This is a genomic window from Mucilaginibacter sediminis, assembly GCF_051903035.1.
Taxonomy (GTDB): Bacteria; Bacteroidota; Bacteroidia; order Sphingobacteriales; family Sphingobacteriaceae; genus Mucilaginibacter.
In genome coordinates, this window is sequence record NZ_CP170602.1 from 2,686,731 (window position 1) to 2,699,549 (window position 12,819).

Annotated in this window: 13 protein-coding genes; 6 read left to right on the forward strand and 7 right to left on the reverse strand. The window is 44.6% G+C overall.

Annotated features, from left to right (window positions below; all coding sequences use genetic code 11):
- Positions 1–25 precede the first annotated feature (25 nt).
- The 3 genes from ACFGVS_RS10460 (at position 26) to ACFGVS_RS10470 (ending at position 2,395) form a co-directional block, all read left to right on the forward strand.
- Complete coding sequence (locus ACFGVS_RS10460) at positions 26–1,030, forward strand: beta-ketoacyl-ACP synthase III (protein ID WP_090648886.1); 1,005 nt, start codon at positions 26–28, stop codon at positions 1,028–1,030.
- A gap of 127 nt (positions 1,031–1,157) precedes the next feature.
- Positions 1,158–1,544: an acyl-CoA thioesterase gene (locus ACFGVS_RS10465; protein WP_439698567.1), complete on the forward strand. Its 387-nt coding sequence runs from the start codon at positions 1,158–1,160 to the stop codon at positions 1,542–1,544.
- Between the two features lie 80 nt (positions 1,545–1,624).
- A complete protein-coding gene (locus ACFGVS_RS10470) occupies positions 1,625–2,395 on the forward strand; it encodes an SGNH/GDSL hydrolase family protein (protein ID WP_439698568.1) in 771 nt (256 codons plus the stop codon).
- Here ACFGVS_RS10470 and ACFGVS_RS10475 read toward each other — a convergent pair whose 3' ends face one another.
- The 5 genes from ACFGVS_RS10475 to ACFGVS_RS10495 form a co-directional block, all read right to left on the reverse strand.
- The gene (locus tag ACFGVS_RS10475; protein ID WP_090648873.1) at positions 2,396–2,824 is read right to left on the reverse strand and encodes a VOC family protein; all 429 of its coding nucleotides are present in this window, start codon (positions 2,822–2,824) and stop codon (positions 2,396–2,398) included.
- A 237-nt stretch (positions 2,825–3,061) separates the two neighbouring features.
- On the reverse strand, positions 3,062–3,922 hold the full coding sequence (locus ACFGVS_RS10480; protein ID WP_274212491.1) for a YitT family protein: 861 nt from the start codon (positions 3,920–3,922) through the stop codon (positions 3,062–3,064).
- Positions 3,923–4,061: 139 nt separating this feature from the next.
- The gene (locus ACFGVS_RS10485) at positions 4,062–4,634 is read right to left on the reverse strand and encodes an isochorismatase family protein (protein WP_439698569.1); all 573 of its coding nucleotides are present in this window, start codon (positions 4,632–4,634) and stop codon (positions 4,062–4,064) included.
- A gap of 73 nt (positions 4,635–4,707) precedes the next feature.
- Positions 4,708–5,973 (reverse strand): MFS transporter, encoded by a 1,266-nt coding sequence (locus tag ACFGVS_RS10490; protein WP_439698570.1) that lies wholly within the window; start codon positions 5,971–5,973, stop codon positions 4,708–4,710.
- Positions 5,974–5,999: 26 nt separating this feature from the next.
- A complete protein-coding gene (locus tag ACFGVS_RS10495) occupies positions 6,000–6,437 on the reverse strand; it encodes a MarR family winged helix-turn-helix transcriptional regulator (protein ID WP_439698571.1) in 438 nt (145 codons plus the stop codon).
- Between the two features lie 135 nt (positions 6,438–6,572).
- On the opposite strand from ACFGVS_RS10495, the gene ACFGVS_RS10500 reads away from it, so the two are divergent.
- Both ACFGVS_RS10500 and ACFGVS_RS10505 read left to right on the forward strand, forming a co-directional pair.
- On the forward strand, positions 6,573–6,965 hold the full coding sequence (locus ACFGVS_RS10500; protein ID WP_274212487.1) for a group III truncated hemoglobin: 393 nt from the start codon (positions 6,573–6,575) through the stop codon (positions 6,963–6,965).
- Positions 6,966–7,014: 49 nt separating this feature from the next.
- A complete protein-coding gene (locus tag ACFGVS_RS10505) occupies positions 7,015–7,890 on the forward strand; it encodes a glycoside hydrolase family 25 protein (RefSeq protein ID WP_090648850.1) in 876 nt (291 codons plus the stop codon).
- A 5-nt stretch (positions 7,891–7,895) separates the two neighbouring features.
- On the opposite strand, the gene ACFGVS_RS10510 is transcribed toward ACFGVS_RS10505, so the two are convergent.
- Positions 7,896–8,672: a hypothetical protein gene (locus tag ACFGVS_RS10510; RefSeq protein WP_439698572.1), complete on the reverse strand. Its 777-nt coding sequence runs from the start codon at positions 8,670–8,672 to the stop codon at positions 7,896–7,898.
- 305 nt (positions 8,673–8,977) lie between these two features.
- Here ACFGVS_RS10510 and ACFGVS_RS10515 point away from each other — a divergent pair, with 305 nt between their 5' ends.
- Positions 8,978–11,692, forward strand: a complete 2,715-nt coding sequence (locus ACFGVS_RS10515; RefSeq protein WP_439698573.1) for a bifunctional YncE family protein/alkaline phosphatase family protein — start codon at positions 8,978–8,980, stop codon at positions 11,690–11,692.
- Between the two features lie 214 nt (positions 11,693–11,906).
- On the opposite strand, the gene ACFGVS_RS10520 is transcribed toward ACFGVS_RS10515, so the two are convergent.
- Positions 11,907–12,593 (reverse strand): NUDIX hydrolase, encoded by a 687-nt coding sequence (locus ACFGVS_RS10520; protein WP_439698574.1) that lies wholly within the window; start codon positions 12,591–12,593, stop codon positions 11,907–11,909.
- Positions 12,594–12,819: the final 226 nt, after the last annotated feature.

Genomic DNA, 12,819 nt, shown 5'->3' on the forward strand with positions numbered 1-12,819 from the left:
TGTTTTTTCAGATTTTTGGCATTTTATGAGATTAAAAAGTAACGCGGTTATTACAGGGGTTGGGGGTTTTGTTCCGGATAATATATTAAGTAACAGTGATTTAGAGAAGATGGTTGACACAAACAGCGATTGGATCGTATCACGTACAGGAATTAAGGAAAGAAGGATTTTAACCGACCCTACACTTGCCACCTCAGATATGGCCGTTGCTGCTGTGAAAAATTTGTTAGAAAATACAGGTGTTTCCGCAGAAGAAATTGATTGCCTTATTATAGCTACATCTACCCCCGATCACCTGCTTTTATCAACCGCCAGCATCGTGTGCGATAAGGTTGGTTTAAGCAACGCCTGGGCTACCGATGTAAACGCTGCCTGCAGTGGTTTTTTATATGCCTACACGCTTGGTGCAAGCCTGGTAGAAAGCAACCGGTACAAAAAAGTAATTGTAATTGGCGCCGACCAAAACAGTGCTATTATTAATTATAAAGACCGCAATACCTGTATCCTTTTTGGCGATGGCGCCGGCGCTGTTTTGCTGGAGCCTACCACCGAGGATATAGGTTTAATTGACAGCGTTTTTAAAACTGATGGCCATGGCCGCGAATACCTGCTGGTGCCTGGTGGCGGTTCAAAAATTCCGGCTACGGTAGATTCTGTTGAGGCAAACCAGCATTACATTCGCCAGGAAGGCAGGATTGTTTTTAAGGCGGCAATAAAAGGCATGACAGAAACCTGTACCGAGGTATTAAAACGCAACGATATGACGATAGATGATGTAAACTGGCTGATACCTCACCAGGCCAATTACCGCATTATCCATGCCGTTGGCGAAAACCTGGGTTTACCCGAAGATCGTGTTAAGGTAAACATCGACAGATATGGTAATACTACAGCAGCTACCATACCACTTTGCCTTTGGGATTTTCAGAACGATTTTAAACACAACGATAACATTATTTTCACCGCCTTTGGCGCCGGCTTTTCATGGGGTGCAACCTTGTTGAAATGGGGCACTTTGAGGAAAGCGTAGGATAATTTTAAATTAAATAACATGACGGGCCTGTCATCCTGAGCCTGTCGAAGGACGCGCGGAGAGGCCTTAGCCCGCTATGCTTCGACAGGCTCAGCATGACAGGCCTTTTAATTTTTTTCACTCCATGACCATCAAAGAAAGAATAAAAGCATCCGAAACACGCATTTTTAAAACCGTGTTTCCTAATAATACCAACCATTACGATACGCTGTTTGGCGGTTCGGCTATGGCCATGATGGACGAGGTAGCGTTTATAACCGCCACACGTTTCACCCGAAAAAGAATGGTTACCGTATCGTCCGACAGGATTGATTTTAATAAACCTATCCCTGCCGGTACCATTATCGAACTGGTAGGCACCGTATCGCATATTGGCAACACCAGTCTGAAAGTTTTGGTGGAGATTTTTATAGAAGAGATGTACTCCTTTGTGCGCGAAAAGGCTATTACCGGCACATTTACCTTTGTGGCTATTGACGAGCATAAACACCCGGTAAAGGTTGTGGATTAAGGTAATTAAAATCTCTGCTTTAACTAAAACGCCTATATTTATACCCGTTAGTAAAAACAATACAGGTTAGTATTCTGGCAATGGGCACAAACAACACCAATAAAAGACGAGACTTTATCAGGAAAATTGGCTTAGGTGCAATTGGCACCCTGGCCGCGCCTTATTTGTTTGCATCTCCTCAAAATGCAGTTAATGCGGATGTTGCACCCAAAACCATCCTCTTCCAGGGCGATTCCATAACCGACGGCGGGCGGTCATACGATAAAGACTGGAACCATATTATGGGCCAAAGTTTCCCGTACCTGGTAGCAGCCAGGCTTTGGTTTGATCATCCGGACCAGCAAATGATGTTTTTAAACCGGGGCATCAGTGGTCATACCGTGCGCGACCTGCAGGCGCGCTGGCAAAAGGATACTTTAGATTTGAAGCCCGACATCCTGAATATTCTGATTGGTGTAAACGATGTACACCATGTAATCCACAATAACAATCCAACTACGGTTGATCAGTTCAGGGACGATTATGATGCCCTGCTTAATCAAACTAAAACCGCGTTCCCCGATATAAAATTGTTGATTTGCGAACCATTTATTTTGCCGGTTGGCCAGGTAAATGCTGATTTAAAACGCTGGCAGGACGAAATAGCGCTGCGACAATTGGTAGCCAAGCAACTTGCGGAAAAATACAATGCCGTTTTTATACCGCTGCAGGCCATATTTAATGCGGCACTCAAAAAAGCGCCAGCCGAATTCTGGATCTGGGATGGCGTGCACCCCATGCCGGCGGGGCACGAATTGATAGCCCGTGAATGGATTAAGGCAGCAAAAAAGAATTACGGTTTCCCGGCTTAGTTAAACTGCAAACAGTTGCCCCATATCCTTAAAAGCCTTAAACTCCAACGCATTTCCGGATGGATCAAGGAAAAACATGGTGGCCTGTTCGCCGGGCAGGCCCTTAAAACGGATGTAGGGTTCTATAACAAATTTCACATTAAGGCTTTTTAATTTAGCCTCAAGCGCAACCCAGTCATTCCATTCCAGTACCACGCCAAAATGGGGCACCGGTACATCGTGCCCATCAACCGGGTTAAAATGATGTTTGGCATCATCAACCGGTTTAGGTTTCAAATGGATAACAAACTGGTGGCCATATAAGTTAAAGTCTGTCCAATTCGTATCGCTGCGGCCCACGCTGCAGCCTAAAACTTCGCGGTAAAATTTGCGGGCCTCGTCCAGGTCATAAACCGGCACAGCAACATGGAAAGGTGTTATTTTGCTCATAACTATTTAAACTCTAAATTAACCGGCCATTTTAATGACCACTCACCACTCACCACTCACCACTCACCACTCACCACTCACCACTCACCACTCACCACTCACCACTCACCACTCACCACTCACCACTCACCACTCACCACTCACCACTCACCACTCACCACTCACCACCCACCACTCACAACTCACAACTCACAACTCACAACTCACAACTCACAACTCACAACTCACAACTCACCGCTAATGTAATCCTTTACGTTTTAATAATCCCCCTGTAGTATCATCCACGCTTTGCTGTACAATGAATGCCTTAGGATCTATCCGCAGGATGGTTTGTTTTAACGACGGAATCTCCAACCGGGTGGCAACGGTAAAAATAATGTCACGTGGGTCGTTTACGTGGCCATCCTTGCCGTAACCACTTTTACCCTGGTAAATGGTAACCCCCCTGCCCAACGAAAGCGTAATTGCCCGGCGAATGGCCTCGCTATGGGTAGATACTACCGTGATACCCGAATACTGCTCAATACCGTTCAAAATAAAGTCGATCATTTTGGCGGCAGCCATATAGGTTAATATCGAGTACATAGCCGGCTCAACGCCCAGCAAAAAGGCAGCAAGCCCGAATATCACTACATTCAGCAGCAAAATAAAATCGCTCACTTTTAACAGCTGGGTTCGTTTGCTGATGAGTACCGCCGCTATTTCGGTACCATCAAGTACGGCGCCGCCCCGCATGGCCAGGCCGCTGCCCGTACCTATAAAAACGCCGCCAAAAACCGCTGTAAGCAACTTATCATGCGTTACATCCGGAAAATTAATTACTACCAGGCTTACCGATAGCAAACCAATGGCAATGGTACTTTTTATGGCAAACCACAGCCCAAGCTTTTTATAGCCGAGCCACAAAAAAGGCACATTAATTAAAAAAATGAGCAAAGAAATGGGGATGGCCGAGATATCTGCAACCAACATTGATACACCGGTTACCCCCCCATCAATAAAATGACTGGATAACAGGAATCCTTTAAGGCCAAAACCTGCTGCCAGGATACCCAACCCGATAGATATTGATTCTTTGATGACCTTCATTACCTTCATGCCCAAATATAATTTATCCGGCGCTAAAACGGGTTTTAATAAAGCAGATAATTAAGAACGAAGTGGTTTTGAGATGCAAAATATAAATAGTTTAAAGTGCCAAAACCTAAATATCATAACTCCCGGCTATTTAAAAGTGCTAAACCTGTAAACCCAGTTTAGCAATAATCTCATCTGTGGTGCCTACTTCTCCAATCCTCGGGAAAATATATTTCAAACTGCTATCGTGTGCATCGGCAAACCTATCGCTCATAGCATCGCTGGCAAAGGCAATATTATAGGCAAATTCATTGGCGCTGCGGGCGGTAGCTTCAACACCTATGCTGGTAGCCAAACCGGCCAGCACAATCTGGGTAATACCACGCTTTTGCAATTCGTCATGCAGGCCTGTTTGGTAAAAAGCGCCCCATGTTTTTTTGGTTATCCTGATGTCGCCCTCTTCTACTTTAATTTCGGGCACTATATTCAAAAAATCCGGACCAGGTACCGAACCGGCGTTTGGATTACTATCCTTGCGGGTGGCAAAAGCAGCCGAGCCTACAGGGTTAACATTTACTATTACAACGGGCAGGCTTGCCTTACGAAAAGCTGCAAGCAACTTAGCCGAGTTTTCCAATACCTGGCTCATAGGATGCGCCGTGGGCATTTGCACAACAGCCTTTTGTAAATCAATTAATACGAGTGCGGTGTTTTTATCAATTGTAGTTATCATATAATTTGCATTTATTTCAATTATCGCTGTTAGTATTCATTCGTGTCCATCAAATTCGTGAAATTCGTGTGTATCAATTCGATGTTAGTGAGTTAACAGGAGAGTGTTGCAAAGATACTTCGGTAGCTTTTTTGAGCCTCGTTTTCCTGAGGTACCTTAATTGCAACAAACCCAGCAGCAGCGCCACAAGGCCTTCGCCTAAAACAGTATCCGGAACGCCTATTTTTTGCGAGATAGCTCCTACCAGCAAGCCCCCCAAGGGCTGCATTCCAAAAAATGCCATGGCATAAAAACTGATTACCCGGCCGCGCATAGTCGGATCAACGGTAGTTTGAATGAGTGTATTGCTGATGGTGATCTGGGCCATCATCCCAAAACCTGTAATAGCTGCAAACAAAAGGGCGATATAATAATTGGGCATATGCGAAAACAACGCCAGCCCCCCGCCAAAAATCAGTGTACTTATGGCCAGTATCTTTTTAAGGTCTCCCCCTACTTTTAATGATGCCAGGAATAGGGCGCCCGAAAATGCACCCAAACCTATCAAACTATCTATTATCCCAAAAGTTGATGCCGTTCCCTTAAAAATATCCTTGGCATAAACCGGTATCAGCGTATTAAATGGCAAAACCATCAGGCTTATTAAGGCCAAAATTACCAGCACAAACTTAATTGAAGGCGTATTTTTGATATAACTAAAGCCTTCTTTAAGCTCAAAGTAGATATTGTGCGCATGTACTTTCGGCTTGGATTGGGGCAGCTTCATTAACAATATCGAAGCAATTACAGCAATAAAACTGGCGGCATTGGCACCAAAGCACACTACATCGCCAAATTTCTCCAGCACCAGGCCGGCTATACCCGGCCCAACCAGTCTTGACAGGTTTACCATAGATGAATTAAGCGCCAGCGCATTGGGCAAATCAGCTTTATCATCAACCATCTCATAAACCAGCGATTGACGGGCAGGCACATCAAAAGCATTAATGATACCCAGAAGAGCGCTTAAACCGATGATTTCCCAAATCACGTATCGCCCAAAAAACACAAGCGCTGTAAGTAAAATGGCCTGCACCATTGATCCGGCCTGTGTAAACAGCAATAATTTATAACGATCATACCTATCTGAAACTACCCCGCCCAAAAACGAAAATAAAAACGAAGGGAACAGGCTGGCAAAAAGGGTAACCCCCAATAAAAATTTAGAATGTGTTTGCGAGTATATTACCCAGCTAACAGCGGTTTTCTGCATCCAGGTGCCTACCAATGATATGGATTGCCCGGTAAAATAGAGCCTGTAATTCCGGCTTCTAAATGCATTAAAAGTGTTTATATTCATTACTCCCCTATCCTTTTACAAAGGCTTTATTCAAAATCAACAATTTTTGTTAGCGGGCCAATGGCTTTTTTTATCAATTCCTGTTCCTCTGGCGTACAGGTTGCTGCTATGGCATCATTAAGCCAGGCGTTGCGCTCGTTACGCACCTGGTATAGCATGTTGCGGCCAAGATCAGACAAGGTGATGATGGCTTTACGCTTATCGGTTTCCGAGATCCGCCTTTTGATTAAACCGCGCTGCAGCAGGTTGGCCAATATCTGCGACATGCTTTGGGTAGTTATTTTTTCCATAGCCGCCAGTTCGTTAGGCAGCAATTCCTGGTGCTGATCAAGCAGGGCAATCGTCGACCGTTCGGTTAACGACAGCTTGTCGGCTGTAACCGAATGTTTTCGCAGTACTTTAATCAGCCTGGTTACCACTGTACGCAGGTCGGCTGCCAGTTGAATATCTTTTTGCTCTGTCATCTTTATTATAAAGTAAACTTATAAGTTTACCTTACAAATATAAGGTAATTTTAAGTATTTGTTGAATTACCTCTATTTTTTACATTGGTGTTATATCACATTGGGTAGCTTTGCTGTGGAATTGCTGGTATAGCCATGAGTACAAAACACGATATAACTTCATTAGATGATATCAAACTATTAGTTGATACCTTTTACAATAAAGTTGGCGAAGACGTTTTGCTGGCTCCCGTTTTTAACCAACGCTTAGGCGATGGCTGGTTGCCCCACCTGGAAAAAATGTATACCTTTTGGCAAACCCTGCTCTTACAGGAACATACGTATAACGGCGCCCCGTTTCCGCCCCATGCACGCTTACCTATTGACGAAAAGCATTTTAATGAATGGCTGAATTTATTTACAGCCACAGTTGACAGCCTTTTTGCCGGCGAAAAGGCCGATGAAGCCAAATGGCGTGCCGGTAAAATGGCCGAAATGTTCCAATATAAAATAGCCTATTTTAAAAATAATCCGCATAATATCGTTTAGCTATTTATTTACCGGGCAATATGCGGGCGCATTTTAGTAATTTTGCCTTGTGCCGCCACCTGTTAAAAAAACACCTGCCAAAACCACAGTTCCGGTAAAACGGAAAGCTGCCGCGAAGAAAAAAACATCGTCCGCAGTTCCTACAGGATGGATATTTGCTGCTATTGGCTTACTACTCATAGTGCTTTCTCCTTTTTATTATGGCTATGTTTTAAAAACGGCAACCGCAACCTGGCGATGGATACTGGATGCCGGCGAGCCCACTAATTACCGTACCTATAAAAGTTTTGGCGTGCGCATACCGGCCAATTATACCGTGCACGGCATTGATGTGTCATCGTACCAGGGCAAAATAAACTGGCAAAAGGTAAAGCAGATGAACGAGGATGGCGTACATATCAAATTCGCATTTATTAAGGCTACTGAAGGTGTTTTAATGACTGATCCTTATTTCCAGCGCAACTGGCGCGAAGCTCCGAAGGCCGGCCTGATTTGCGGCGCGTACCATTTCTTTTTGCCCCAAAAAAGCGGCTTATGGCAGGCTAAATTCATGCTGCAAACGGTAAAAATTGAAAAAGGCGACCTGCCGATGGTTGTCGACGTGGAGAGGCTATACCGCACCACACCCGAAAAAATGCGTACCCAGCTTAAGCTGTTCATTCACCAAATAGAAACTAAAACCGGTGTAAAACCCATTATTTACACCAACTTAAGTTTTTACCGGGACTACCTGCAAGGCTATTTTGACGAGTACCCGCTGTGGATAGCCCACTATTACCAACCCCAATTAAATGTAAGCAGCAACACCAACTGGCAATTTTGGCAACACTCCGACAGGGCCCACATCAATGGCATTAATGAAAGAGTTGATATGAGTATTTTTAAAGGCGATACTACTGCTTTTGAAAATTTGCTGGTGAAGTAAAAAAATCACCCCGTTACCCCTTCTTTCTTATAAACATTCATCAAGCTATCGGCCCGGTACCTACGTCCCTCCTTTAAAAAGGCATAGTATGGCGCTACGAGTTTAGCGGCAGATGACAAAGGGAATTTATCCAGCAGATAGCTGTAAGCGTCTTTAAAATAATCGCTTAAATTGTTTTTATCGTCCATAACCCAAGTGTTATCCGTTCCCTGGAGCAGTGCCTGCAAGTAACTTTTTTGGTTAATGGCAGCATCGGCAATGCTTATAAAACCGGGGTTGTCCTTAACAAATTGCTCCCACCATATTTCCCTGTCTACCAACTGTTTTGCACTTATAATTATCGAAGCATCCTCCACGTAAATAGCCTTATTCTCCTTATTTAATTGCTCCAGGTACACCTTCACAACCGGCGAAACAGAATCATAAAACCACCTGGCTATAAAATCCCTGTCTTGCCCCACATAGGTATCCCCTTCTTCTATAATAATTGTAAAACCGTTATCGTTTAATTGCTTAAGGTATTTTGCAACTTTTACCGGCAGTTTACCTGACTTTACTTTGCCCATAAGTATAGTATCGCTTCGGTCGGCACGGTTAAAATGGGTATCATCAAGACTATTATTTAGTTTATCGTAGTATGCGCTAAAAATCAAAAAAGCGGTGTCGCAAGTGGCAGGCGCTTGTCCTTTAAATAAATCTGCATACCTTCTCGCGGCCTTTGTGGCATTTTCAGGATCGGTTAAATTTAAAGATTTAATAAATACCACATACTGATTAAACAAGGGGTTTGTATATTGCGGCTTATTGATGGTTGAAGTTTTTGCCGGCTTATTAGCCTTAACAGCATGTTTCGTTTCTGCCGAAGGTTGCTTTTTATGTGAACAAGCGCACAACACAATTAAACACATACACAGGAGGACACAGTTTTTCATGGCAGAATGGAAGTATCTTGCATAAATATGAGCAATTTGTTTGGAAACAGAAAGCGCAACGATAAGTCGATGACTCCGCTACATGCCTCGGAAGTGTATAATGTATCAAAACCTTTAGCCCTGAAAGGCCCCCGTCATCAAGAACATCTTTTATTATGAAAATATCTACATTATCTTTTTGTGCTTTATTGATCGCGCTGTTTTCTGCCTGTCATTCGGTTATAACCAATGGCACCGCCGGCAACCAGGAACAAAGCAACATGCACAGTACCTATGACGATAGCACCTTAAACAATAAGATATTGCCTGTAATGATGCCGTACAACAGGCTAATTGACCCGGCCGGCAAAGTGGTGCGCTTTGGCGACCCGAATTTTGAAAACCATAGCCTTGATATCAAACTGATCCCGGGAACCTCGGTTTTAGCCGTTGAAGACCGGTACGGCATTACCCTCATAGATTCTGTTGGCAGCAAGGTGATAGCGCAATGGACTTATACCCAGGATAAACGATACAACGGATTGATGAGCACCTATTCGGGCTTAAAGGTTCATAAAAATGGTTCAGAAACACACATTTTCTGGAGCGCCGCCAATGGCGATTCGCATAAATCATTTGTGATGCAAGCCGTATGGGACGGGCAAAATATCAGTATCAAAAATGCATTTGAATTCAAACCCGCTGCGCCATCGCCATTGGCCTTGCCCAATGAACTGGTTATTAACAATGAAGCCGGTACCGATTATTTATATGTGGCTTTAAACGGCAACAATCAGCTTGTAAAAATCAATCTAAGCACCGGCCAAACCATTTATACCAAACCAACCGGGGTAGCGCCTTATGGCCTTGCGCTTGTTGGGCAGCGCCTGTTCATTACCAACTGGGGTGGTGCCGAACCAACTGATACAACAGGCAGGGAAACCGCGGGCGTACCTTATGGCAAAACCTACATCGACCCCAAAACCGGCGCTACAAGTTCCGGAAGCGTACAGGTATTTGATATTGCAAGCGGTAATATATTAAACGAAATCCCGGTCGGCCTGCACCCCAATGTTATCATAGCCGATAAAAGCAACCGCTTTTTATATGTTGCCAATGCCAACAGCGATAACGTATCTGTAATAAATGCCACAACATTAAAAGTGATTGAAACTATCCCTGTACGGTTGATGCAGGATAAAAACGGATATATAGGCGATTCGCCAAACGCTTTGGCACTTAGTGGAGATGGTAACACGTTGTATGTTGCCAACGGGCTTGATAATGCGGTTGCGGTAGTTCAGCTTGGCTCAACTTCATCAGCCAATGGCAAGGGCAAAACAGCTGTTAAAGGCTTTATCCCTACCGAGGCTTATCCCGGCGGCTTACTGGTTGTTGATAACACCCTTTTTGTAACCAACCTGGAAGGCGAAGGATCAAGGGTAAGCACCAAAGAGTTTAAAGCCGGGCCGCAGGTACCTGATGATGTTACCGCTTATAACTCGCACCACGAAAAAGCTACGGTATCCATCATCCCCTTACCTAATGATGAGTTATTAAAAACATATACCAACCGTGTTAAAACGCTTAACCTTACCTTCAGGCAGGATATAGCACAACTGGTGCCACGTAAAAACATCGCCCCTAAGCCAATGCCTGATCGTATTGGCGAACCATCGGTATTTAAGCACGTATTATACATCATCAAAGAAAATCGCACTTATGACCAGGTTTTAGGCGACCTGCCGCAAGGTAAAGGCATGCCCTCATTATGTATTTATGGCGATAGCATTACCCCCAACCAGCATAAACTGGCCAAAGATTTTGTATTGCTTGATAATTACTATGCATCCGGCAAATGCTCGGCCGAAGGGCACCAATGGACTGATGCCGCCATGGTGACCGACTACGTAGAAAAAAACGTGCGCGCCTGGTTCCGCAGCTACCCACATGTGCAGGAAGATGCGCTGGTGTATGATAAGAAAGGTTTTATATGGAATAACGCCGCCGACCACGGTAAAAAAGTACGGATCTACGGCGAGGCTTCGGCACCGCATTATGATGAAAAATTAAGCTGGACGGATATGTACAATAACTATAAAGCCGGCATCCCGCTTAAGTTTTATAACACCAGTACCATATCAAGGGTGAGGCCCATGCTATCGCAAAACTACCCCGGATCGGACGAGTTAAAAATAACCGACCAGATACGGGCCTTGGCTTTTATCAACGAGTTAAAGGGCTATGAAAAACAAGCCGGCGATGAACTGCCCGAACTGATGGTAATGGCGCTATCAACCGATCATACGCAAGGTACCCGGCCAGGCCTTCCTAAACCGGAAGCTATGGTGGCCGATAACGACCTTGCCCTTGGCCGCATTATTGAAGCCGTATCCAAAAGCCGTTTCTGGAAAAACACCGTAATATTTGTTACCGAGGATGACTCGCAAGCAGGGTGGGACCACGTATCTGCTTACCGTACAACCGGTTTTGTGGTAAGCCCGTACAGCCAATTGCAAAAAACCGTATCAACCAATTATAACCAAACCTGCGTTGTACGGTCGATAGAACAAATATTGGGCATCCCGCCGATGAATATTATTGATGCAACAGCTTTGCCCATGTTTGGCTGCTTTAGCGACAGGCCAACTGCCTACACTTACAACGCTGTGCCAAACCGCATCCCGCTAAATAATATCAACCCTAAACTTGCCGCGCTTAAGGGGCAGGCTTTATATTTTGCCAAAGCATCATCAAAACCGGAGTTTGACCATATTGATGGCGGTAATGACGACATGCTGAACCGCATTTTATGGTACGCCGCAAAAGGTAAAAAAACTTACCCCGCAAAATTAGCGGGCAAAGCCGGCAAGGATGATGATGACGATTAATGAGGCCCTGGAGATGCCCCTCTCTTTCTTGATAAAGCGCCGAAAATTGGCGCATTGATAGCTGCATCGAATGCGGTGGTGCCGACAGAAAAAACGGGACCGACGAGTGTAAAGACGATAGTTATATGCGTGGTAGCTGGCTGTAGGCTGACTTATTTTCCCGACCAATTGCTCCGACAGTTCAGAGCTTCCCCAATAAAAACTGTGCAAAAAATTAAATTTCGAAATTGATACCCTGTTTTTGAAGCTGGAAATATTTTTCCTGGTTAAAACGGAACAGGTTTCCCGGCCTGCCCGCTCCCTCAAGCACTTGTTTTTCTATTGTTTCTTCCAGGAAACCAAACTTGATGACCTTCTTCTTGAAGTTACGCCGGTCCATCTCTCTATCCAACACAGCCATATAGAGTTTTTCCAGTTCAGAGAAGGGAAATTTTTCTTCCAGCAGCTCGAAGCCCACCGGCTGGTAAAGGATTTTGTTTTTGAGGCGATCATGTGCCGCGCCAATAATGGTATTATGATCAAACGCCAGTTGAGGGACTTTTTTTATATTGAACCAGGCTACCTCGGCGGCGTCGGTATCAGCCTTAATCTCGAATGCATCCGGTTTAACCAAGCCATAGTAAGTGATGGAGATAACCCTGTTACGCGGGTCGCGACCCGGATTGCCAAAACTATATAGCTGTTCCAGGTAGTTGATGCTGATGCCGGTTTCTTCTTTTAGTTCGCGTTGTACGGCATCCTCTAATGATTCATGGTTGCCCACCAGGCCGCCGGGCAATGCCCATGTATTTTTAAAAGGATTGATGTTGCGTTTAATCAGCAACACTGATAGTCCTTCTTTGGAGGTATATCCAAATACTACGGCATCAACGGCTACTTTAATATCCTGGGTGGTGGGCATATTGCAAAGTTATCAATATGCGGAAAATTTACGCAAATTATTCAGTAGCGGAATTTAATATGTGGGCGTTGCCTGCGGCCGGGCCATTCGCTCATACTGCACAAGGCGTTACGCTAAGGCCAGTATCCGCTACTGTCCCTAACGCATTGTCTGAACCTGAATTTTTCACCTTTTGTTTGTTTTTAAGAGGTGTTCAAGAAGGCTACGCCGTTTATAGAATTAAAGA